The organism is Micromonospora sp. NPDC049114, from assembly GCF_040648635.1.
GTDB lineage: Bacteria > Actinomycetota > Actinomycetes > Mycobacteriales > Micromonosporaceae > Micromonospora.
In genome coordinates this window covers 153,214-174,544 of record NZ_JBEZEA010000002.1, presented here as the reverse complement: position 1 = coordinate 174,544, position 21,331 = coordinate 153,214, and the positions used below count along the sequence as shown (strand labels likewise).

Here is a 21,331-nt window from a genome sequence, read left to right as displayed (position 1 = left end):
GTCAGCCTCCGATCGTCTCGGTCTCGGTGCCGCCGGCCCACTGGCTCAACTTGAACACCACGAACTCGGCGGGCTTGACGACGGCGATGCCGATGTGGGCGATCACCATGCCGGCGTCGCGGACGTCCACCGGGTTGGTCTCCTCGTCGCACTTGACGAAGAACGCCTCCTCGGGGGTGCGCCCGAGCAGCGCGCCGTCACGCCACACGCGGGTCAGGAACGCCCCGATGTCGCGCCGGATCGAACGCCAGAGGGTGAAGTCGTTCGGCTCGAAGACCATCCAGCGGGTGCCGTTGGCGATGGCCTGCTCGATGGCGATGCTGAGCCGCCGTACGTTGAGGTAGCGCCACTCGCTGGCCTCGGCGGCGAGCGTACGGGCGCCCCAGACGCGGATGCCCTCGCCGGCGAAGTAGCGGATCACGTTGACGCCCTTGGGGTTGAGCACGTCGTGCTCCGGGCGGGTGACCAGGTAGCCCAGGTTGACCGCGCCGCGCACGGGTTCGTTGGCCGGCGCCTTGTGCACGCCCCGCAGGGCGTCGGTGCGGGCCCAGATGCCGGCGAGGTGCCCGCTCGGCGGGGTGAGTTCCAACTCCCCGCTGATCGGGTCGCGTACCTCGATCCACGGGTAGTAGAACGCGCCGAACTCGGACTGCCGGGGCCGGTACGCAGGTCCCTCGCCGCCGCCGGACCCACCGGGTCCGGCGCTGGCGGCCGCGCCCTCGGCGGGCTTGGCCGGCTTGCCGGAGGACGGGGTGGCGACCCGGGTCAGCGCGGAGATGTCGTCGATGTCCGGTGCCGGGTCGCAGATCGCCACCATGGTGCGGGTGCGCTCGGCCATGCTGAGCAGCGCCTCGTGGGACACCACGTCGTGAAAGCCCGGAGCGGCGATGATGGAGATCTCGTCGATGGCCTCCAGCAGTTGCAGGCCGCCGCGGCGCTGACCGGCGCCGGTGATGGCGCCGCCCTCGCCGACGTTCACCACCCAGCAGCGGGCACCCCCGTTGTCGAGGAATCCGAACACGGCCCGGGCCAGCGGGGTGCTCTCGACCTGGTTCCCGTCGGCGAACAGCCGCAGGAACTCGGTCCAGTTGTTGACCGGTACGGCCTTGCCCACGTGGGCGCCGCGGTTCGGGGCGACGCCGACGAACGCGGCGATGCTGGTGCTCGCCGGTCCGATCGGTCGGGCGCCGCTGGGGACCTCCTCGACGTAGATGCCGGGGGAGAAGTAGCTGGGCATCGGTCCTCCTGTACGGGTGGGCGTCAGTGGGTCGGTGGCGCGCAGACGATGACGATGTCGTCCTCGTCCGCGTCGACGTCGGCGGTGAGCACGAGACCGCGCCCACGCAGCCGCAGCCGTACCGGGCCGGGGTGGTCGGGGTCGTGCGGGACCCCGGCGATCAGGAACCGGCCGTCGGGGCCGGTGCGGGTCGCGGAGGCGGTGCCGGGCAGCTCGACGCGCATGGCGGCGAGCGGTTGGTCCTCGGGGCCGACGACGCGACCGGCGAGGGTGCGCATCGACAGTTGGCGCAGCCGCAGCGGTTGCAGGACCGGCGGCGCGGCCGGCGTCGGGTGGTCCACCTGCGTCGGCACGTCGATCAGCAGCGCCGGTCGGGGCGGGGCGTCGAACGCGGTCCACAGCGCGGCGTCGCCAGCCTCCAGCACCACCGGGTAGCTGCCGTCGCTGGTGGCGGCGGTGAGCACCCGGTCCAGGACGGCCAGCCCGGCGGGCCCGGCCACGCAGAGCAGGTAGCGGACCGTGAACCGGTACGGCTCGCGGACCGCGCCGCTGGAGCGCGTCTGTCGGGCCGGGCGCAGTTCGAGGGGCCACAGGGTCAGCCCGTCGGCGTCGACGCCCGCGTGGGGCGGGCCGATCGGGACGGGTTCCCCCGCCACGCCGGTCAGCCATGCGGCCAGCTCGGCGGTGGCTGTCTCGATCGGTCCGCGCCCGTCGGTGGTCATCGCGGCGGCGTCCCCTGGATCCGGTACGCGATGGCCTCGTTCCACACGTGCGGGTAGACGCCGATCTCGAAGTAGCGGGTGAACCGGTTGATCGGCGCGTTGGTGTGGTCGTGGTAGAGCAGCCAGACCGGCGCGATGGTGAACAGCACGTAGTTCGCCAGCACCAGCGGGATGTAGAGCGGGCCGAGCAGTCGTGCCTGGAAGATGTGCACGTCCTCGTGGCGCTGGATGCCCGAGCTGGAGCCGGCGCAGACGGTGCCGATGGTGGTGGCGTAGCGGGGTGAGACGCCCTCCACCACGCTGACCCGGCCGCTGCCGGCCGAGGTGGGCCGGTCCAGCGAGTGCCCGAAGATCAGGTGCACGGCCAGGTAGATGGCCCCGACGACAGTGTTGAGCAGGCTCCACGTGTGGTCGACGACGAAGAGGAAGATGCCGCGGGCGTCTGGCGCGTACACCCCGGCGGAGGTGACCGCCCAGCCGAACACCACGCCGACCACCAGGCCCACGACGGCGCCGATGAGCAGGCCGACCGGGCCGCCGGCCAGCAGGCCGAGGACGGCGCCGACAGCGACCTGGATCGCCGCGCTGAGAATTCCGAAGATCATGACGTCACCCCTCAGACCCAGGAGCGGAAGACACGGGGCTCGCGACCGCTCGCGAGCTGGGTGGGCGTCGCCTGCCGGTTGCCGGGCGGGAACTGGTTGACGCCGAGCGCGGCGGAGAAGATCACCAGCGCGTTGAAGAACGCGATGACCCACTTCTCGCCGCCGGCCTCGTCGGCGAAGGCGGCGGTCAGGTAGGACAGCAGCAGCGCGATGACGATGGCGATCCACTTGCGGAGCTTGTCGCCGCTCGGGCCGAGGAGCCCGCCGATGACGTTGGTGGCCAGCAGGGTGGCGGCGCTCGCGCCGGCGATGGTCCCCAGGGCGGCCCAGGTGAAGAGATCGTTCACGGCGATCCCCCTTTTCTGCGATGGTGCGACCGGGATGTGGTGGTGGTGAGGTCCGGTGCTCCCGCTGGGGAGCACCGGCGCCGGTCGCCGTCGTCGCGGGCGGCCGGGGCCGGACGTGGCCGGCGGGGCCGGCCACCGGATGGATCAGCCGGGCCCGGGAGCGCCGGCGGGCGGGCCCGGCGAGGTCGGTCCCGGTGCGGGAGGTCCCGGTGGGGTCGCGCCGGGTGCGGCCGGCGCCGTCGGGCGACGGCGGCGCAGCAGGAGTACGCCCACCGCGGCGAGCACCAGCAGCAGGAGTACGCCGCCGCCGACCAGCAGCCACGGGAAACCGCCGGAGTCGGCGTCGGCGGCTGCCGGTGCGGCCGAGGGGCGGGGCGGCGCCTCGGCGACGGCCCGCAGTTCCATCGGCTTGTCCTGGTTGGAGTCGACCTTCCAGGTGACCGATCGGCCGTTGACTGTGCCATTGGTGTCGATCACGCGGCCGGGAAACGTCACCGAGATCTCGAACGACATCAGCTTGAGGAAAGCCTGCTGTTGTTGGGGATTCTGCTGGGCAATTTTCCCGCCGTATTTCGCCGGGTCCAGCGGCAACGTGAAACGGTAGAATTCGCCGTCTCGGACCAGTTTGACGCTCTCGCTGTCGAAGCTCGCCAGCGGTGCCCTGCGGTAATTGATCTGGGTGCCGAAGAGTTTGCTGTCCTCGTAGCTGGTCTCCTCGCCCGGCGGCAGCGCCGGAATGTTCTGCCGCAGCTCGGCGAAGGCCGCCGGGATGTTCTTGTTCCGCGAGCTGAGCAGGGACTTCTGGGCGGTCAGCAGCAACTGCCCGTCCACCGTGTCGTCGGCGTTGACGGTGAGCCCGATGTTGAGTTGCATGCAGCCGCTCAACGCGGCGAGAAGCAGGATGCACACCGCGACGCGGAGTGCCCTACCGCGGTTGACTCTCCTGTTCATGCGCTCAGTGTGTGTGATCGCTTTCACCATGAGCAGTCAGCGATCGGTCACAAGGCAGTCGCCGATTGTACCGGCGCGCTGTCGTATTCGCCCGCTGTGGAAAGCGGCGCGAAAGAATAAACTGGAGTTTTGCGTCCGGGTGGGGGTGACCCCCGGGCCGAGCCGATGATCGTGGCCGATTGAGTGGCCGCTCAGCCCGCCGGTGGTCGCCAGTCGACCTGCCGGGTCATGCCGCGCAGGACGGTGCCGGCGGGGATCAGGCGCAGCGCGGCACCGCGTACGGCGAGGGCGAGCGGGTTGCGCAGTTGTTGGCCGTACCTGCCGGCGCGCAGCGAGGCACGGGCGATGGCCTGGCTGCGGGGGCGACGCTGCGCGTCGTACGAGGTCAGGGCGGCCGGCAGTCCCTGCGCGCCGCCGGAGCAGGCAACCCCGAGCACTACCGCGTCCTCGATCGCCTGCCCGGCGCCCTGTCCGAGGTTCGGTGTCATCGCGTGGGCCGCGTCGCCGAGCAGCGCCACCCGTCCCCGCACGTACGAGGGCAGCGGTGTGGCCAGGTGGTGGATGTCGTTGCGCAGCACCACCCCGGGCGGGGTCGCCGCCAGGAGCGCGGGAATGGGCTCGTTCCAGGCGCCGAAGTGCTCCCGTACGGCCGCCAACTCGTCCGGGGCATGACCACCCGGCGGAGCGGTGAGTGCCGCGTACCAGTAGACCTGGCCCTCGCCGAGCGGCACCATGCCGAACTCGGCGCCGGGGCCCCAGGTGATCGCCGTCGGGATCGGGTCGGGGAACGCGACGGCGGCCCGCCAGGCCGTCGAGCCCGCGTACACCGGGGCCGGGATCTCCGGCCAGAGGTGGGTGCGCAGCCGGCTGTGCAGGCCGTCGGCGCCGACGACCAGGTCGGCGTCGAGGGTTCGCGGGCCGTCGGGGTGGCGGTAGCGCACGGTGGCCCGGTCGGGTTCGGACTCGACGTGCTCGACCTCGGCGCCGGTGTGCAGCGACGACGCGGGCAGCGCCTCGCGCAGGATGCGGTGCAGGGTGGCCCGGTGGATGCCGAGCGCGCTGGTGCCGAGCTGCCGGATCATCTCCGCCGCGTCCAGCCGGGACAGCCATCGGCCCCGCCGGTCGCGGATCCCGCCGGGGGCCTCAGCGTGCGCGCTGGACCGCAGCGCCGGGCTCAGACCGAGGGCGTCCAGGGCGCGCAGCGAGTTGGCCATCAGGGTCAGCCCGGCGCCCACCTCGCGCAGTTCGGGGGCGCGTTCCAGCACCGTCACCCGCCATCCGTGCCGGTGCAGGGCGAGCGCCGCGCTCAGCCCGCCGATGCCGCCGCCGACCACCACCGCGTGTGGCTCACCCATGTCGCCCGCCCTTCTACACCTGTAGAAGAGTGATACTACCTGCGGACCCCAACGCCGAAGGAGACCCGTGACGGCCCGCGCCAACCGGATCGCGCTGCTGACCGACGCCGCCATCGAGCTGATCGCCGACGGCGGGATGCGGGCGCTGACCCACCGGGCCGTCGACGGTCGCGCCGGGCTGCCCGCCGGCACCACCTCCGCGTACCTGCGCACCCGGCAGGCACTGATCGAGGCGGTGGTGGAACGCCTCGCCGAGCGCGACCGGGTCGACCTGGCCGCGTACGACCTGCCGACCGGGCCGCCCTCGGCAGCGCCGGGTCCCCGGCTCGACGGCGACGACCTCGACCGGCTCGCCGCCGGGGTGGCCGAGGTCCTCGACAGCTGGCTGAGCACCGGACGCAGCCGGACGCTGGCCCGCTACGCCTGCCTGCTGGAGGCGGTCCACCGCCCCGAACTGCGCGGCATCCTGCACCACGGCACCGGGCTGCGGGTGCAGGCACGGGACCTGCTGTCCCGGGCCGGAGCCACCGATCCCGACCGGCAGGGCGACCAGTTCGTCGCCTTCGTCGACGGGCTGCTCTTCGACCGTCTGGTCGGTGCCGGCGCGCTCACCGCCCCGGACCCCGGCGGCCCGGCCAGCCGCGCCGATCTCGCGGGCGCCGTCCGCACGCTGCTGCGCGCCCTGACCGGGAGCTGAGCCTCGGGCCGGTGACCGGCAGGCCGGTGCGCCGGTCCGGCCCTCGATCGGCGGCGCGTGCGGCGGGTCGACCACCGAGCGCGCCAGGACGGCGCGGAGGCCGTCGAGCAGCCCGGTGAGCAGGTCCGGCGCGCGATGGTGGACGATCGCGAGGCGCGCTCCGGGCTGCCGCACGGGCGCCGATGACCATGGGCGGGCCGGCGTGCGGTCGAGGTGGCGGAGGTGGACGATGGCGTGGTTCGGGGGCCTGCGGGTCGCCGGTCACCGGCTGCGGCAGGGCTGGCGGCCGGTGCTGGAGGCGACAGTCGCGGCGACCGTGGCCTGGCTGCTCGCCACCCGCCTGCTCGGGCATCCGCAGCCCTTCTTCGCGCCGGCCGCCGCGCTGATCGTGCTCGGTCAGGCTCGCGGGCAGCGGATCCGGCGGGCCGTCGAGGTGGTGCTCGGGGTGGCCGCCGGCGTGCTCGTCGCGGACCTGGTCGTGCAGGCGCTCGGCCCGGGCAGCACGTGGACCGTCGGCACCGTCATCCTGCTCACCGTCCTGCTCGCGGTCGCCTTCGGCGCCACCGGCGTGACCCTGGTCCAGGCCGCGGTCTCCGCGCTCTACCTGGTGGTGGTCGCACCACCGGACGGGTCGCTGGTGCCGTTCCGCTTCGTCGACGCGCTGGTCGGCGGCGCGGTGGCGCTCGCCGTCAGCCTCCTCGTCGACGCCCGGCACCCGCTCGCCCCGCTCGTCGCCGAGGTGCGGCGGACCTTCGACGAACTGGCCGGTCTGGTGGGCGGGATCGCCGACGCGCTGGACGGTCGCGACGAGTCGGCGGCGATGGCCGCGCTGACGCGGGCCCGGGGCATGGACGCGCGGGTCGGCGGGCTGCGCGAGGGCGTGCTCGCCGCCGGGGAGGCGCTGCGGCTCAACGTGCGCCGGCGCCGGCACATCGGCCGGCTGCGATCGGTGGACGAGTCGATCCGGCAGACCGACTACGTGGTCCGCAACGTCCGGGTGCTGGCCCGCGCCGGGGTGACGCTCAGTCGACTGCGGACCCCCACACCGCCGGAGTTGGGCGAGGCGCTGCGCTGCCTGGTCGACGCGATCCGGGAGGCCGGCGAGGCGCTCGCCGCCGACCTGGACGGGCGGGAGGAGGCCGCCGACCGGCACGCCGCCCGGGCGGACGAGGCGGCGCTGGCCGCCGTCCACACCGCCGGGCAGCTCTTCGGGTCGACCCAGACCCTCCCACTCGCCATGATCATCGGTCAGATCCGGGCGACGGCCATCGACCTGCTGCGGGGCGTGCACCCCGACGACGACGCCGCCGTCCTCGCGCGCGTGGACGAGGCCCTCGGCCTGCCCGCCGTGTGACCGGCGACCCCGTCATCCGGTGAGCCACTCGACGGCGCTCGCGCGGATCGGGTCGGGGACGTCGTGGCCGCCGGGGAACTCCTCGTACGTGACGTCGTAGCCGAGGCCGCGCAGGTGCGGCACGAAGCGGCGGCTGCACACGTCGATCGGCAGGACGCGGTCGTCCACCCCGTGCGAGACGAAGATCCGCGGCCGGCCGCGGACGAGCGGCGGCGCGGCGAAGCCGGGGGAGAAGGCCAGCACCGCGTCCACCAGGTCGCCGTTGGCCAGGCCCAACGAGAGGGCGTACGAAGCCCCGTCGGAGAAGCCGCCAAGCGTCACACCACTGACGGGGTAGCCGTCGAACGCGCTGGCCAGCAGCGCGTCGACGTGCTGCACGTCCACCCCGAAGCCGCCGGCGATCAGGTCCCAACTGGTTCCCGACGACTGCGGGGCGACCAGCAGCAGGTGCTGCGCGTCCGCCACCGACAGCAGCAGGTCCAGGCCCTGCCGTGCGACGCCGCCCGCCCCGTGCAGCAGCACCACCAGCCGGTACGCGGCCCCGTCGGCCGCCGGCTCCGGCACGTACGCCATCGCCGGCCGGCCGCCGTCACCGCCGGGCAGCGGTACGAGACCGGTCGGACCCGACACCACCGGCGGGTGCGCACGGGTGGTCAACCGGCCGTGCCGGGGACCCTGCGCGGACGCTCCGGTCGGCGGCGCGGAGTCGGACACGGACCACCACTCCTCGCGGTCGGCGAACGGTGCGAGGCGCTTACCCGACCGTCCGCCGGTTAACCGGCCGGCCCGCTCAGGCGCTGTCGCGGGTCACGAGGGCGGACGGGAAGAGCGTCACCGGCGCGGCCGGGCGGCCGGCCAGCACGGCGGTGGCCGCCGCGGTGGCGATCCGGCCCACGGGGTGACTCGCGGTGGTCAACGCCGGCGCGGTCATGCCGGCCAGCGGGATGTCGTCGAAGCCGGCCACCGCGACGTCACCGGGCACCCGCACACCGCCGTCGCGCAGCGCCGCGATCACCCCGAACGCGGTCTCGTCGCTGATCGCGAAGATCGCGTCCACGTCGGGCCAGCGGCGCAGCGCCTCGCCGGCCGCCGCGCGGCCACGCGCCGCCGTGAAGTCGCCGTCCACCACCCGCTCCTGCAGGCCGGCCTGGCCCATCAGTTGGCGGTACGCCTGCACGGGGCGCCGCGAGCACGGCAGCCACGCCGGGCCGGTCACCATGGCGATCCGGCGGCGGCCCGTCGCGTACAGGTGGCGCAGCACCGCGCCGGCGCCAGCGGTGTTGTCGACGTCGAACGACGGGACCTCGGCCGAGCCGATGCCGATCGAGGCGATCCGTCCGTGCAGCGACCGGGGTACGGCGTCCAGGAGGGCCTCGGTGGTGTTGACCAGCACGACGCCGCACACGCTGCGGTCGGCGGCGAGCTGGTCCAGGCCGCGTGGGTCGCCCAGCGGCAGCCAGTGCAGCGCCACCCCGACGCCGGCCGGCGCGCACACCCGGGCGGCCGAGCCGACGACCCGGTGGACGTACGGGTCGTCCAGCACCGCCGCGCTGGCCCCGGCGGCGGCCACCACCAGCCGTACGCCGCCGCCGCGCACCAGTGCCCGGGCGGCCGGGTTGGGCACGTATCCCAGCTGGTCGGCGGCCGTCACCACGCGCTCCCGGGCGTCCGGCGAGGCGAACCCCGTCCCGGCGATCACCCGCGAGGCCGTGGACCGGGACACCCCGGCGGCCCGGGCGACGTCCTCCAGAGTCGCCGGCCGGTGTGCCGCTGCCGTCATCGTGCCCTCCCCCCGGCGCCCGCCCGGGGCGGGCGTACGCCTGCCAGGAATCATCCTCCGGCCCGCGCCTCCCCGGTAAGGGGCCAACCCGCTTGTGGTGGTAGCGCTCTCAGGTGTGCGATCGTGCCAGGAGATCACCTGAGAGGAAGAGGACCCACAGCTGTGAGCGCCCCCACCAGCCCGGCCGTCGTCCCGGACGCCACCGTTCCCGAACGGATCGTCCGGCTCGCCCGCAACGGCGTCGCCGTCACCTTCACCCTGAACGGCCTGGCCGTCGGCAGCTGGTTCTCCCGGGTGCCGGCCGTCCGGGAGGCGCTGGACCTGTCCGCCGGGCGCCTCGGCCTCCTGCTGCTGGCGATGAGCGTCGGTGCGCTGCTGGCCATGCCGACCTCCGGGCTGCTCGCCCAGCGTCTCGGCTCGACCCGCACCGTGACCATCGCCACCGTGCTGGTCGCGGTGGGCCTGATCGTGGCCGGGGTGGGCGCCACGGTTGCCGGGTCGGTAGTCGTCGTCGCGGTCGGGCTGGTTGCCTTCGGCTACGGCTCCGGCGCCTGCGACGTGGCGATGAACGTCGAGGCCGCAGCCGTGGAGCGGCGGTTGGGGCGGACGATCATGCCTCGTTTCCACGCGGCCTGGAGCCTCGGATCGGTGGCCGGCGCCGGCCTCGGCGCCGGGGCCGCCCGCCTGGACGTGCCGGTCGGCGCGCACCTCGCCGCCGTGGCCGTGGTGGTGCTCGTCGGCACCGTGCTCGGCAGCCGGCTGTTCCTGCCGGTCGTCGACGACGCGGTCGACGGGTCGACCGATACCAGCCCGGCCGGCCGCCGCCGGGCTCAGCTCGCCGCGTGGCGGGAGCCGCGCACCCTGCTGATCGGGCTGTTCGTGCTGGTGGCGGCGTTCACCGAGGGCAGCGCCAACGACTGGTTGGCGGTCGCGTTCGTCGACGGCCGGGACCTGAGCGAGGCGGCCGGCGCGGCGGTCTTCGGCGTGTTCGTCGTCGGCATGACCCTCGGGCGCACCGCGGGCACGCTCGCCCTGGACCGGTGGGGTCGGGTGCCGGTGCTCTGCGGCACCGTCCTGCTCGCCGCCGCCGGCGCCGCTCTGGCCGTGCTGGCCGGCTCGGGGCCGGTGGCCATCGTCGGCGTGGCGCTGTGGGGGCTCGGCGCGTCGCTGGGCTTCCCGGTCGGCATGAGCGCGGCTGCCGACGAGGAGGCGCACGCGGCGGTGCGGGTCAGCGTCGTCGCGGTGATCGGCTACACGGCCTTCCTGGGCGGGCCGCCGCTGCTGGGCCTGCTCGGTGACCACGTCGGCATCCTGCGGGCGCTGCTGGTGGTGCCGCTGCTGCTCCTGCCGACGCTGGCGCTGGTGCCGGCGCTGCGCCCGCCGCGGGCCGGTGGGTCGGCTCCGGAGCGGGCCGACGAGCAGGCTCCGGCAGCACAGAAAAACTAACCCAGATCGCCCCGTGGCGGTATCGGGTGCGCGGCCGAGTGCGTCGCGCGCCCGCGCTGGCTACGGTCGCCCGATGCCAACCGACGAGATCACCGCCGCCGCGGCGGGCAGCTGGACCCTGGGCGACCGCACCGTGCACCGGATGGGCTTCGGCTCGATGCGGATCACCGCGAACCCCGACCGCGACCGTGCGATCGCGCTGCTGCGCACCGCCGTGGAGCTGGGCGTCAACCACATCGACACGGCCGCGTTCTACGTCTCGCCCGGAGGGACCCTGCGGGTGGGCACCGGCCCCGCCCGCTACGCCACCGAGCTGATCCGCGCGGCGCTCGCCCCGTACCCCGAGGATCTGGTCATCGCCACCAAGGTCGGCTTCGGCTACGACCCGGTGGCCGGATTCACCGAGGCGGAGACCCCCGCGCAGCTGCGCGCCCAGGTCGAGGAGAACCTGCGCCGCCTCGGCCGCGAGCGGCTGGACGTGGTGAACCTGCGGCTCGGCCGGGGGCCGGGCGCGGTGCCGCTGGCCGAGCGGTTCGGCGCGCTGGCCGAGCTGCGCGCCGCCGGGCTGATCCGGCATCTCGGGCTGTCCAACGTCCGGCCCGAGCAGGTGGACGAGGTGGCGGGCATCGCGCCCGTGGTCTGCGTGCAGAACAACTACGGCGTGGACGCGTACCGGGAGCAGGACGCCTTCGTCCGCGCCTGCGGCGAGCGGGGCATCGCCTACGTGCCGTTCTTCGCGCTGGCCGGCACGAATCGGGAGGCGGGTGCGCGCGCCGCGCAGGGCGCGGCAGTCGAGGCGGTCGCCCGGGCCCACGGCGTCACCCCCCAGCAGGTACGCCTGGCCTGGACGCTGCACCAGGGCCCGCACGTCCTCGCGATCCCCGGCACCGGCGACCCGGCTCACCTGCGGGAGAACATCGCCGCCGCCTCCCTGCGCCTGACCCCCGAGGACCTGACCCGCCTGGCCTGACCCTCACCGGAGCCAGACCCGGAGGGGGCCCACGGGGAGGAAGCCGGCTCGGCGGGCAGGTGCCAGGTCGGGGATGGTTTCGTAACCGACCAGGGGCACGCCGGGCAGGGTGGCCACGATCGCGTGCCAGATCTCGTCCGGGTCGTCGCCGTGGCTGAACACGTTGGAGACGCCGGCCGGGTCGTCGCCGCTGACGACCGCCCCGCCGACGACAGCGCCCCGCTCGTCGTGACGGGCCAGCACCCGGATGCGCCTGTCGGCCAGCAGCGCCGGGCGGAACAGCTCCCCACCGCCGTGCGCGCTCGCCCAGGCCGCCAACCCCTGCCCGGTGGTGACCGGGGTGAGCGGGGTGCCGGTCGGCGTGCCGGTCGGCGGGCGGTGGATCCACTGCGCGTCGAAGAGCACCCGGAATCCGTACGCCGAGAGGTCGAGGTCGGCGAAGCTGTCCTTCACCGACGCGCCGGGCCCGACGTCGATCCGCGCCAGCAGCGCCTCGGGGTCGACGCCGGGGCGCAGGGTGACCGCGTCCGGATACCACTGTGGAGAGCGGCGGGGCACCGACCACGCCTCGGCGTCGATCCGACCGGCCAGCCCGTGGCTGGCGCACACGGCGTCGCACCATCGCGCGTTGTCGTGCGCCGCCGCCTCCCGCAGATCCGTCGTCACGCCCGGCAGCCTACGAGGTCAGGACCCGGTGAGGACGACGAGTTTCTGGGTCGCGCGGGTCATCGCGACGTACCTGTCGACAGCCCCCTGGACGCCCTCGCCGAACGCCTCCGGGTCGACGAGGACGACCAGGTCGAACTCCAGCCCCTTGGACAGTTCCGGGGTCAGCGATCGGACGCGGTTCGTCGTCGGCCCGAACGTGGGGTCGCCGATGACGCAGGCGATCCCGTCGGCGTGCTCCGCGAGCCAGCCGTCGACGATCGTGTCCAGCTCGCGTACCGATCCGTGGGTCACCGGAATCCCGTTGCCGCGGATCGAGGTCGGCACGTTCGCGTCCGGGAGCACCGTCCGGATGACCGGCTCAGCCTCGGCCATGACCTCCCGTGGCGTCCGGTAGTTGATGCTCAGCGAGGTCATCCTCACCCGGTCGAAGCCGACGCGCCGCAGTCGTTCCTGCCACGACTCCGTGAACCCGTGCCGGGCCTGGGCGCGGTCCCCGACGATGGTGAAGCTGCGCGACGGGCAGCGCGACAGCAGCATCTGCCACTGCGCGTCGGTCAGCTCCTGCGCCTCGTCCACGACGATGTGCGCGAACGGGCCGGCCAGCAGATCCGCGTCCGCGCTGGGGAGCACGGCCTCGTCGACCAGCGCGTCCTGCAGGTCCAGTTGGCGCAGGCTCGACAGCACACCCTCGCCGTCGTCGTAGGCGTGGGCCTCGATCAGCTCGTCGACGACAGTCGCCATGCGCGCCCGTTCGGCGGCGATGGTGGCCTCGCGGCGGCGGGTACGCCCCGACGCCTCCGGGTCGCCGAGGCGCTGCCGTGCCGCGTCCAGCAGCGGCAGGTCGGACACCGTCCAGGCGCGGGCGTCGACGCGCTGGAGCCGGCGGATGTCCTCGGGGCCGAGCCAGGGGGCACACCTGCGCAGATAGGCGGGCACCGACCACAGGTCGGCGACGATGTCCGTCGCTTCGAGCAGCGGCCAGGCGCGGTTGAACGCCGTGCGCAGCTCCCGGTTGCGCACCAGCGACCCGCGCACCAGGTCGTCCGACTCGTCGCCGTCGTACCTCCCGAGCAGGATCGCCAGCAGCTCCTGAAAGATCTCGTCACGCGCCTCGTTGTGCGGCGTGCCGGGTCCGGGCGCCTCGAACGCCTGGGCCCAGTCGTCCGCGCTCAGCCGCACGTCGGTGTCACCGGCCGTGACCGTCATCGCCGTGGTCGGCGGCTCCTCGTAGAACCGCACGGCCGCCTCGATCGCCCGCACCAGGTCCGCGGAGGACTTCAGGCGGGCCACGTCCGGGTCGGCCTCGACCGTCGCCGCGGCACCCTCGGGTACGAGGTCACGCAGGGTGCAGGTCTGCACGTCGTCCTCGCCGAGGCTGGGCAGCACGTCGGCGACGTACGCCAGGTAGGGCTCGTGCGGGCCGACGAACAGCACCCCGCCGCGGCGGTGCCCGAGGCGGGGGTCGGAGTAGAGCAGGTACGCGGTGCGGTGCAGCGCCACGACGGTCTTGCCGGTGCCCGGCCCGCCGTCCACGACGAGAGCGCCCCGCGATCCGGCCCGGATGATGGCGTCCTGGTCGGCCTGGATGGTGCCGAGCACGTCGCGCATCCGGGCCGACCGGTTGCCGCCGAGGCTGGCGATGAACGCGGACTGGTCGTCGAGCGCCGCGTGCCCCTCGAATCCGTCCGGGGTGAACACCTCGTCCCAGTAGTCGCTGATGCGGCCGAGCGTCCAGCGGTACCGACGCCGGCTCACCAGGCCCATCGGGTTGGCGTGGGTCGCACCGAAGAACGGCTCGGCCGCCGGGGAGCGCCAGTCGAGCAGCAACCGCCGGCCGTTGCCGTCGGTGAGGCCGAAGCGTCCGATGTAGACGGGCTCGGGGTCGTCCGCGCTGACGATGCGCCCGAGGCACAGGTCCAGACCGAAACGACGCAGGGCACGCAGGCGATTGGTCAACCGGCGGATCTCCTCGTCCCGGACGACCGCCTGGCGGCCCTTGCCGGCCGGTGCCCGGCGCTCGACGTCGAGGCGGTCGGACAGGTCGGCGATCGACCGCTCCAGGCTCGCCGCGATGACCGCGAAGTGCTGCTCGTCGCGGGCGATCAACGCCGGGTCGGCCTTGGCGGCGAGGTTGTCGGGAAGATCAAACACGCTGGTGTTCAGCGGGTTCACGTCAGGTTGCTCCGATCTGGGGTGCATGTGCCGAGCGGAGTCGGGCCGTTGCTCAGCGTGCGAGAACGTGGTCCGGCCGGCAATTCTGCGGTACGACCCGGGTCTTGCGGCAAGGCCCCCATTGCGGTATACGTTAAGAGTGGCAGGGATTGAGTGCATTCCTCTCCCTTGATCAACCCTCCTTCGAGCTACCGCCCGTTTCTGTCGGGTGCGCGTCTCGTCAGCCTGCTCTCATGCGCCGTGCAGCGTATTGCCAGGAATCGGTGCTGAACTGGAGAGGCGTCCGAGGAGAGGGGCTGGGCATGGGCTGGTTCAACCGGCGGTCACGGGGCACCGAGGCGACCCCGACGAAGCTGGACCGCGAGGCCACCCGGGACGATCTCGCCGCGCTGGAGTCGTTCGTCGCCAGCCGGCGGGGGGTGGAGTTCTACCTGGAACCGGAGACCACCGCCACGGACACCACGGTGGTGGCGATCGCCCACGACGGCGAATGGATCCGTCGCCGCACCGGCACACCCCGCGCGGCGGGCGCCATCGCCCGCAAACACGCCGTGCCGCTGTACGAGGCGGCCCGCACGGGCTACCCGGAGCGGATGCGGGTGTGGAATCGGGCCCACCCGGAGCGCCACGCCCGCTGATCGGGCCTGCTGTCCCGGTCAGGCTGCCGCACGCGCCAGCGACCGCTCGACGAGCGTGAGGATGTCCGGCAGCAGCAGATCGTTGCCGCCGACGGTGGTGGTCGCACGGGTGCTGTGGGCAGTGCCATCGAGGTCGACCACCTGAGCGCCAGCCTCCTGAGCGATCACTACACCGGCGGCGGTGTCCCAGGGCTTGTTGTTGAGCATGATGAACGCGTCGATCCTGCCCTGGGCCAACCACGCGAGGTCGATCGCGGCGGAGCCGTGCATGCGTACTCGCTGAACGTGCCGGGTGAGTTCCTCGGTAATGGCGAGTCGATCGGCGTTCTTCCGGCTGGCGTCGGCACCGACGGCGTAGTCGCCGATGGCGACGACGGCGTCCTTCAGGTCGCTGACTCGGCTGGCGCGGATGCGGTCGCCGTTGGCGTACGCGCCATGTCCCTCAACGGCGTGGTAGCGGGTGCCGAGGAACGGCAGGTCGATGACGCCGAGGACGGATCGGACGCTTTGGACGAGACCGAGCGAGATTCCGCACAGCGGTGAGCCGTGGATGAAATTGACGGTCCCGTCCACCGGGTCGAAGGTCCACGTGAGTGTGCTGGTGTTACCACTGGTGCCGTACTCCTCGCCGAGGAACCCGATGTCGGGTGCCTTCGCGGCCAGGAGCTCGCGAACCTCTCGCTCGATGGTGTAGTCCAACTCGGAGGCCATGTCACGGTCGTCCTTGAAGGTGAGAGCACCAGGCTGGACGGTCCGCATAAGGCCATGCGCCAGATCGATGGCCTCGTGTGCGAGCGGAAGGAGATCGACGTAGTCATTCATGGCTGGCTGCTGCGCTCCCAGAGCGAGGTGAAGATCCCGTCGAATACCGCGTACAGGCCGGAGGTGTGCACGGTGCGTTCGATCACCATCGTCGGGCAATCGACGCCGCGCATTCGCGGCAGATAGTGCTGGACGACGCAGAGCCGGTCGTCGATCAGGAGGACGTTGGCACGGATCGACTCGTCGTACACGCGCACGGCGAGACGGTCACGCGCGCCCGACGTGAGCTGGGTGCGGATCCGGCGCGTCAGGTTCTGAATGTTGAGGTCGGTGAGCGCGCTGAGATGCCCCTGCGGATAGTCGTCCTCGCGCTCCTGCCGTCTGATCGCCTCGCCCCCGGGGTCGAGGAAGAGGCAGCGGAGGTGACCGCCACCGTCGAGGAACCTCAGGAGCTGAGTGTCGGCGTACTGCTGGCAGATGATGTTGAGTGACAGGCCGGCCGCCCGGATGTCCCTGGCATTGTCGAAGAGGACGTGCGGAGGAAGTTCGGCGGTGAAGTCCGACCGGCTGGCGAAGATCGCGGCAACATCGGCATACCGGCCCGGAACAGTCATGTCGAATTGTCGTTCATCGACGTCGTGTATTGCGGAGGCCGATTGATGCTCGCCCAGAAGGAGTGTCATCTGAGCGTGCCGGGGCATGGACAGGCCGGCGCAGATACGGGTCAGGACGTCAATGCTGCTGACCCGTCGGGCGCCGCTGGTGATCTCGCTGACCTGAGCCTGGCTGAGGCCGGTGGCGCTACCCAGAGTGGTCTGGCTCGCTCCGGTGGCATGCTGCACGAGCCGGAACACCTGAGCGATGTCCCGGGCGGCCAACGCGTCGAGCAGGTCCGCGCTGTCCCAGAGTGACTGGGGAACGGTGAAGGGTCCAGTCGTTCGGACGGGCACGGTGGCTCCCTTCCCGTGTGGGACGAGGGTCACTGTAACCAGCGGCCGAAGTGAACTGCCGTGGCGACATCCGGAGGAAGGATGAAAAGTATCCGTCGAGGAACCACCCGCCGTGATGGGATGCGACGGCTACGGCCAGCATGGTCAGGGGGTGAGACTTCCGTGCCGCCCGCACTTGCCGATGCGACCCGCTTGGCTGTGCCGCAACTGTGCCGCCCCGTGGCCGTGCTCTCGGGCGCAACTCGACCTCGTCGGGGAGTTCTACGGTCATTCCCTCGCGCTTGCCCTCTATCTGGCGTCCTGCATGAACGAGGCGATCCAGGACCAGTTCAACCTGGGCGGTCATCCCGACCTCGTCGAGATGCACGCGCGTTTTCTCGGCTGGCTGTCTCTGACTCGTCGACCCCGCCACCGTCGGCCCGAGCGGTGAACCTCGCCGGCAACACCTCTGATCGCAATATGTCGATTAATCGTGGCCGTTGGCGTGCGCAGGGGTGGCGTTGACCGGCAGCCGACCGGTGTGGCAGCATTCGCGGCCTGACGGCAGTGAAGGAAGTCGGTGCGAATCCGACGCGGTCCCGCCACTGTCACCGGGGAGCGATCCCCCCTCGTGAGTCACGGCCGTGTGTCTGCGGTTGGAAGGCCGGGGGAGAGCGTCGATCCGGAAGCCAGGATACTTCGGCCGTCGGGACGTACCCCAGGGCGTGGACACCCGAGGAGGACCCGATGACGCTTGGCGTCTCCATCATCATCGACGGCTGCTGCCGTCTTGCGCACCGCGGCCGTGCCGTCGCCGCGATCGGCATCGACTCCGTTCACCGCTGAGTTCCGGACCGCCCCGCCCGTCGCTCCCGGCCGCAGGCCGCTGAGCCGGCCGGATCGCGGCGTCCGCTGAACCCTGCGCCCATCCCACGTCGCCAGGCCGCTCTCACGAGCGTGCCGACGTTACCCTCCGGAGCCTGCCGTGCGCGTTCTGCTGCTCTCCACCGCCGACACCGACCTGCTGGCCGCCCGCGCCAGTGACGCCGACTACCGGCTCGCCAACCCGGCGCGGGTGGCGGCCGACGAGGTGCCCGCCCTGCTCGACGGCGTCGACCTCGCCGTCGTACGCCTGCTCGGGGGTCGGCAGGCGTGGCCGGACGGCCTCGCCGCGGTCCTCGCCGGCGGCGTGCCGACTGTCGTGCTCGGCGGGGAGGCGGTGCCCGACGCGGAGCTGATGGCGGTCTCCACCGTGCCGTCCGGAGTGGTCACCCAGGCCCTCGCCTACCTTGTGGAGGGCGGGCCGGACAACCTCGGACACCTGGCCCGGTTCCTCTGCGACACCGTGTTGCTCACCGGCGAGGGGTTCGCCCCGCCCGCGCCCACCCCGGCGTACGGCGTCCACGGCGACCACCCGATGGACCCGCGGCGGCCCACAGTGGGGATCGTCTTCTACCGGGCGCACGCCCTCGCCGGCAACACCGCCTTCGTCGACGTCCTGGCCGAGGCCGTGCGGGAGGCCGGCGGCAACCCGCTGCCGATCTTCTGCGGCTCGCTGCGGGGCCTGACCACGGGCGCGGGCCCGCTCGGGCTGTTCGCCAGCTGTGACGCGCTGCTGGTCACCGTGCTCGCGGCCGGCGGCGCGGTCGCCGCCGACGCGTCCGGGGGCGGTGACGAGGACGCGTGGGACGTCGGCGCGCTCGCCGCCCTGGACGTGCCAGTCATCCAGGCACTCTGCCTGACCAGCACCCGGGAGCAGTGGGCCGCCAGCGACGCCGGGCTGTCCCCGTTGGACGCGGCGATGCAGGTGGCCATCCCCGAGTTCGACGGCCGGATCGTCACCGTGCCGTTCTCGTTCAAGCGCATCGACGCGGACGGCCTCTCGGTCTACGCCGCCGACCCGGAGCGGGCCGCCCGGGTGGCCGGCATCGCGGTGCGTCACGCCCGGCTGCGGTACGTGCCCAACGCGGACAAGCGGGTCGCCGTGGTGCTCAGCTCGTACCCCACCAAGCACTCCCGGGTCGGCAACGCCGTCGGGCTGGACACCCCCGTCTCGGCGGTCCGACTGCTCGCCGCGCTGGCCGAGGCGGGTTACCACCTTGGGGACGCGCCGCCGCCCGACGACGGCGACGCGCTGATCCACGCCCTGATCGCCGCGGGCGGGCACGACGTGGAGTGGCTCACCCCGGAGCAGTTGGCCGCCGCCGAGGCGCGGGTGCCCGGCGAGACCTACCGGCGGTGGTTCGATCAGGTGCCGGCCGGGCTGCGCGAGCGGATGCGGGAGCACTGGGGTGAGCCGCCCGGCGAGTTGTACACCGACGGCGGCGACATCGTGCTCGCCGGACTGCGCTTCGGCAACGTGGTGCTGCTCATCCAGCCGCCGCGCGGCTTCGGGGAGAACCCGATCGCCATCTACCACGACCCGGACCTGCCGCCCAGCCACCACTACCTGGCCGCGTACCGCTGGCTTGCCACGCCCGTCGCGGACGGCGGGTTCGGCGCGGACGCCGTGGTGCACCTGGGCAAGCACGGCACCCTGGAGTGGCTGCCCGGCAAGGGCCTCGGCCTGGCCGCCGACTGCGCCCCCGACGCGGTCCTCGGTGACCTGCCGCTGGTCTACCCGTTCATCGTCAACGACCCCGGCGAGGGCACCCAGGCCAAGCGCCGCGCGCACGCCGTGGTGATCGACCATCTGGTGCCGCCGATGGCCCGCGCCGAGACCTACGGCGACCTGGCCAAGCTGGAACAACTGCTCGACGAGTACGCAACCGTGCAGGCCCTCGACCCGGCCAAGGTGCCCACCGTGCGGGCCCAGATCTGGGACCTGGTGCGCGCCGCCGAACTGCACCACGACCTGCACGCCGAGGCGATGCCCGACGCCGACGACTTCGACGACTTCGTGCTGCACCTCGACGGGTACCTCTGCGAGGTCAAGGACGTGCAGATCCGCGACGGGCTGCACATCCTCGCCGACGCGCCGACCGGCGAACCCCGGGTCAACCTGGTGCTCGCCGTCCTACGCGCCCCGCAGATCTGGGGCGGCGCCCACGCCCTGCCCGGCCTGCGGCAGGCGCTCGCCGCCGCGTACGGCCTCGACGAGCAGGAGCTGCTCGCGTCGCCCGGACAGCGGATCGCGGTGCCCACGGCGCTGACCGACGCGGTGGACGGGCCCGCCGGCACGGCCGCCGACGCCGTCGACCTGATCGAGGCGCTCGCCCGGCGGCTGGTCGTCGGCATGGAGACCCTGGACTGGGCCGTGGACGCGGTCGGCGCGGTGGTCGCGGAGGTGACCGGCCAACCCATCCCGGACGCCGCCGCGGTGCTGCGGTTCGCGGCCACCGAACTGGTGCCCCGGCTGGCGCGCACCACCGACGAGCTGAGGAACACCCTCGGGGCGCTGGACGGGCGGTTCGTGCCGCCCGGCCCGTCCGGTTCACCGACCCGGGGCCTGGTCAACGTGCTGCCCACCGGCCGCAACTTCTACTCCGTCGACCCGAAGGCCATCCCCAGCCGCAACGCCTGGGACGTCGGGGTGGCCCTCGCCGACTCGCTGCTGGCCCGGCACCTCGCCGACACCGGCGCGTACCCCCGCTCGGTGGGGTTGACCGTGTGGGGCACCAGCGCCATGCGCACCCAGGGCGACGACATCGCCGAGGTGCTCGCGCTGCTGGGCTGCCGTCCGGTGTGGGACGAGCGGTCCCGGCGGGTCACCGGCGTCGAGGTGGTGCCGACCGCCGAACTGGGCCGGCCCCGCGTCGACGTGACAGTGCGCATCTCCGGCTTCTTCCGCGACGCGTTCCCGCACGTCGTGGCGCTGCTCGACGACGCCGTGCGGCGGGTCGCCGCGCTCGACGAGCCGGACGAGGAGAACTACCTGCGGGCGCACGTCGCCGCCGACCTGGCCGAGCACGGTGACGAGCGCCGGGCCACCGCCCGGATCTTCGGCTCCAAGCCCGGGGCGTACGGCGCGGGCCTGCTGCCCCTGATCGACGCCCGGACGTGGCGCAGCGACGCCGACCTGGCCGAGGTGTACGCGGTGTGGGGCGGCTACGCGTACGGCCGGGGCCTGGACGGGCGGGAGGCGCGCGCCGACATGGAACGCTCCTTCGCCCGGATCGCGGTGGCGGTGAAGAACCAGGACACCCGCGAGCACGACATCGTCGACTCGGACGACTACTTCCAGTACCACGGCGGGATGGTGGCGATGGTCCGTCACCTCACCGGCACGTCACCGGCGGCGTACGTGGGTGACTCGGCGATGCCGCACGACGTGCGCACCCGCACGCTGGGCGAGGAGACCCGGCGGGTGTTCCGGGCCCGGGTGGTCAACCCGAAGTGGATCGCCGCGATGCGCCGGCACGGCTACAAGGGTGCGTTCGAGCTGGCGGCCACAGTGGACTACCTCTTCGGCTACGACGCCACGGCCGGCGTGGTCGACGACTGGATGTACGAGCACCTGGCCGCCGCGTACCTGTTCGACGACACGACCCGGGAGTTCCTGGAGCGGTCCAACCCGTGGGCGCTGCGTGGCATCACCGAGCGGTTGCTGGAGGCCGCCGACCGGGGGCTGTGGGCCAAGCCGGAGCCGGCCACCCTGGACCGACTCCGCGACACGTACCTAACCAGTGAGGGCGACCTGGAGGACCGGGTGTGAGCGCGAGGAGTGAGCCGGTTTTGCGAGCCCCGCAGTCGCGAAC

The 21,331-nt window shown here is 73.0% G+C and carries 19 protein-coding genes and 1 riboswitch; of the genes, 7 read left to right on the top strand and 12 right to left on the bottom strand.

Features of this window, described 5'->3' with window-relative positions:
* Position 1: 1 nt before the first annotated feature.
* The 6 genes from AB0B39_RS08460 to AB0B39_RS08435 form a co-directional block, all read right to left on the bottom strand.
* Positions 2 to 1,237 carry a phage tail sheath subtilisin-like domain-containing protein gene (locus AB0B39_RS08460; RefSeq protein ID WP_357497071.1) on the bottom strand — a complete coding sequence of 412 codons (1,236 nt, stop codon included), beginning with the start codon at positions 1,235 to 1,237 and terminating at the stop codon, positions 2 to 4.
* Positions 1,238 to 1,260: 23 nt separating this feature from the next.
* Positions 1,261 to 1,959 carry a carboxypeptidase-like regulatory domain-containing protein gene (locus AB0B39_RS08455; protein ID WP_357573867.1) on the bottom strand — a complete coding sequence of 233 codons (699 nt, stop codon included), beginning with the start codon at positions 1,957 to 1,959 and terminating at the stop codon, positions 1,261 to 1,263.
* The gene (locus tag AB0B39_RS08450; protein ID WP_234589458.1) at positions 1,956 to 2,564 is read right to left on the bottom strand and encodes a glycine zipper family protein; all 609 of its coding nucleotides are present in this window, start codon (positions 2,562 to 2,564) and stop codon (positions 1,956 to 1,958) included. The genes AB0B39_RS08455 and AB0B39_RS08450 overlap by 4 nt, the downstream gene beginning before the upstream one ends.
* An 11-nt stretch (positions 2,565 to 2,575) precedes the next feature.
* On the bottom strand, positions 2,576 to 2,911 hold the full coding sequence (locus AB0B39_RS08445; RefSeq protein WP_357497067.1) for a hypothetical protein: 336 nt from the start codon (positions 2,909 to 2,911) through the stop codon (positions 2,576 to 2,578).
* Between the two features lie 144 nt (positions 2,912 to 3,055).
* Entirely contained in the window at positions 3,056 to 3,862 is an 807-nt protein-coding gene (locus AB0B39_RS08440) for a DUF3153 domain-containing protein (RefSeq protein ID WP_357573866.1), read from the bottom strand.
* A 191-nt stretch (positions 3,863 to 4,053) separates the two neighbouring features.
* The gene (locus AB0B39_RS08435) at positions 4,054 to 5,217 is read right to left on the bottom strand and encodes an FAD-dependent oxidoreductase (protein ID WP_357573865.1); all 1,164 of its coding nucleotides are present in this window, start codon (positions 5,215 to 5,217) and stop codon (positions 4,054 to 4,056) included.
* 67 nt (positions 5,218 to 5,284) lie between these two features.
* Between AB0B39_RS08435 and AB0B39_RS08430 the strand changes: the two genes are divergently transcribed.
* Positions 5,285 to 5,914 (top strand): TetR/AcrR family transcriptional regulator, encoded by a 630-nt coding sequence (locus AB0B39_RS08430; protein ID WP_357497061.1) that lies wholly within the window; start codon positions 5,285 to 5,287, stop codon positions 5,912 to 5,914.
* A gap of 229 nt (positions 5,915 to 6,143) precedes the next feature.
* The gene (locus AB0B39_RS08425) at positions 6,144 to 7,268 is read left to right on the top strand and encodes an FUSC family protein (protein WP_357497059.1); all 1,125 of its coding nucleotides are present in this window, start codon (positions 6,144 to 6,146) and stop codon (positions 7,266 to 7,268) included.
* 12 nt (positions 7,269 to 7,280) lie between these two features.
* Here the strand turns inward: AB0B39_RS08425 and AB0B39_RS08420 are convergent, their stop codons facing one another.
* Both AB0B39_RS08420 and AB0B39_RS08415 read right to left on the bottom strand, forming a co-directional pair.
* Positions 7,281 to 7,982 carry a phospholipase gene (locus tag AB0B39_RS08420; RefSeq protein ID WP_357573864.1) on the bottom strand — a complete coding sequence of 234 codons (702 nt, stop codon included), beginning with the start codon at positions 7,980 to 7,982 and terminating at the stop codon, positions 7,281 to 7,283.
* A gap of 76 nt (positions 7,983 to 8,058) precedes the next feature.
* The gene (locus tag AB0B39_RS08415) at positions 8,059 to 9,048 is read right to left on the bottom strand and encodes a LacI family DNA-binding transcriptional regulator (RefSeq protein ID WP_357573863.1); all 990 of its coding nucleotides are present in this window, start codon (positions 9,046 to 9,048) and stop codon (positions 8,059 to 8,061) included.
* 162 nt (positions 9,049 to 9,210) lie between these two features.
* Here AB0B39_RS08415 and AB0B39_RS08410 point away from each other — a divergent pair, with 162 nt between their 5' ends.
* Positions 9,211 to 10,494: an MFS transporter gene (locus tag AB0B39_RS08410; RefSeq protein ID WP_357497053.1), complete on the top strand. Its 1,284-nt coding sequence runs from the start codon at positions 9,211 to 9,213 to the stop codon at positions 10,492 to 10,494.
* Positions 10,495 to 10,567: 73 nt separating this feature from the next.
* Complete coding sequence (locus AB0B39_RS08405; RefSeq protein ID WP_357497051.1) at positions 10,568 to 11,464, top strand: aldo/keto reductase; 897 nt, start codon at positions 10,568 to 10,570, stop codon at positions 11,462 to 11,464.
* Positions 11,465 to 11,467: 3 nt separating this feature from the next.
* Here AB0B39_RS08405 and AB0B39_RS08400 read toward each other — a convergent pair whose 3' ends face one another.
* Together AB0B39_RS08400 and helR are read right to left on the bottom strand one after the other, a co-directional pair.
* On the bottom strand, positions 11,468 to 12,130 hold the full coding sequence (locus tag AB0B39_RS08400; RefSeq protein ID WP_357573862.1) for a hypothetical protein: 663 nt from the start codon (positions 12,128 to 12,130) through the stop codon (positions 11,468 to 11,470).
* An 18-nt stretch (positions 12,131 to 12,148) separates the two neighbouring features.
* Positions 12,149 to 14,332 carry an RNA polymerase recycling motor ATPase HelR gene (gene helR / locus AB0B39_RS08395; RefSeq protein ID WP_357573861.1) on the bottom strand — a complete coding sequence of 728 codons (2,184 nt, stop codon included), beginning with the start codon at positions 14,330 to 14,332 and terminating at the stop codon, positions 12,149 to 12,151.
* A gap of 275 nt (positions 14,333 to 14,607) precedes the next feature.
* Here helR and AB0B39_RS08390 point away from each other — a divergent pair, with 275 nt between their 5' ends.
* Entirely contained in the window at positions 14,608 to 14,943 is a 336-nt protein-coding gene (locus AB0B39_RS08390; protein WP_234589536.1) for a hypothetical protein, read from the top strand.
* An 18-nt stretch (positions 14,944 to 14,961) separates the two neighbouring features.
* Here AB0B39_RS08390 and AB0B39_RS08385 read toward each other — a convergent pair whose 3' ends face one another.
* Together AB0B39_RS08385 and AB0B39_RS08380 are read right to left on the bottom strand one after the other, a co-directional pair.
* Complete coding sequence (locus AB0B39_RS08385) at positions 14,962 to 15,765, bottom strand: inositol monophosphatase family protein (RefSeq protein WP_357573860.1); 804 nt, start codon at positions 15,763 to 15,765, stop codon at positions 14,962 to 14,964.
* A complete protein-coding gene (locus AB0B39_RS08380; protein WP_234589541.1) occupies positions 15,762 to 16,655 on the bottom strand; it encodes a DUF5919 domain-containing protein in 894 nt (297 codons plus the stop codon). The genes AB0B39_RS08385 and AB0B39_RS08380 overlap by 4 nt, the downstream gene beginning before the upstream one ends.
* A 304-nt stretch (positions 16,656 to 16,959) precedes the next feature.
* On the opposite strand from AB0B39_RS08380, the gene AB0B39_RS08375 reads away from it, so the two are divergent.
* Both AB0B39_RS08375 and cobN read left to right on the top strand, forming a co-directional pair.
* Positions 16,960 to 17,085, top strand: a complete 126-nt coding sequence (locus AB0B39_RS08375; RefSeq protein ID WP_255787813.1) for a hypothetical protein — start codon at positions 16,960 to 16,962, stop codon at positions 17,083 to 17,085.
* A 119-nt stretch (positions 17,086 to 17,204) separates the two neighbouring features.
* A riboswitch (cobalamin riboswitch) is annotated at positions 17,205 to 17,334 on the top strand.
* 285 nt (positions 17,335 to 17,619) lie between these two features.
* Entirely contained in the window at positions 17,620 to 21,288 is a 3,669-nt protein-coding gene (cobN, locus tag AB0B39_RS08370) for a cobaltochelatase subunit CobN (protein ID WP_357573859.1), read from the top strand.
* Positions 21,289 to 21,331 lie beyond the last annotated feature (43 nt).

Bases quoted from the DNA above. Each gene is read 5' to 3' on its own strand.
- AB0B39_RS08460 (WP_357497071.1), bottom strand. From the start codon at position 1,237: ATGCCCAGCTACTTCTCCCCCGGCATCTACGTCGAGGAGGTCCCCAGC.
- AB0B39_RS08455 (WP_357573867.1), bottom strand. From the start codon at position 1,959: ATGACCACCGACGGGCGCGGACCGATCGAGACAGCCACCGCCGAGCTG.
- AB0B39_RS08450 (WP_234589458.1), bottom strand. From the start codon at position 2,564: ATGATCTTCGGAATTCTCAGCGCGGCGATCCAGGTCGCTGTCGGCGCC.
- AB0B39_RS08440 (WP_357573866.1), bottom strand. From the start codon at position 3,862: ATGAACAGGAGAGTCAACCGCGGTAGGGCACTCCGCGTCGCGGTGTGC.
- AB0B39_RS08435 (WP_357573865.1), bottom strand. From the start codon at position 5,217: ATGGGTGAGCCACACGCGGTGGTGGTCGGCGGCGGCATCGGCGGGCTG.
- AB0B39_RS08425 (WP_357497059.1), top strand. From the start codon at position 6,144: ATGGCGTGGTTCGGGGGCCTGCGGGTCGCCGGTCACCGGCTGCGGCAG.
- AB0B39_RS08415 (WP_357573863.1), bottom strand. From the start codon at position 9,048: ATGACGGCAGCGGCACACCGGCCGGCGACTCTGGAGGACGTCGCCCGG.
- AB0B39_RS08405 (WP_357497051.1), top strand. From the start codon at position 10,568: ATGCCAACCGACGAGATCACCGCCGCCGCGGCGGGCAGCTGGACCCTG.
- helR (WP_357573861.1), bottom strand. From the start codon at position 14,332: ATGCACCCCAGATCGGAGCAACCTGACGTGAACCCGCTGAACACCAGC.
- AB0B39_RS08390 (WP_234589536.1), top strand. From the start codon at position 14,608: ATGGGCTGGTTCAACCGGCGGTCACGGGGCACCGAGGCGACCCCGACG.
- AB0B39_RS08385 (WP_357573860.1), bottom strand. From the start codon at position 15,765: ATGAATGACTACGTCGATCTCCTTCCGCTCGCACACGAGGCCATCGAT.
- AB0B39_RS08375 (WP_255787813.1), top strand. From the start codon at position 16,960: ATGAACGAGGCGATCCAGGACCAGTTCAACCTGGGCGGTCATCCCGAC.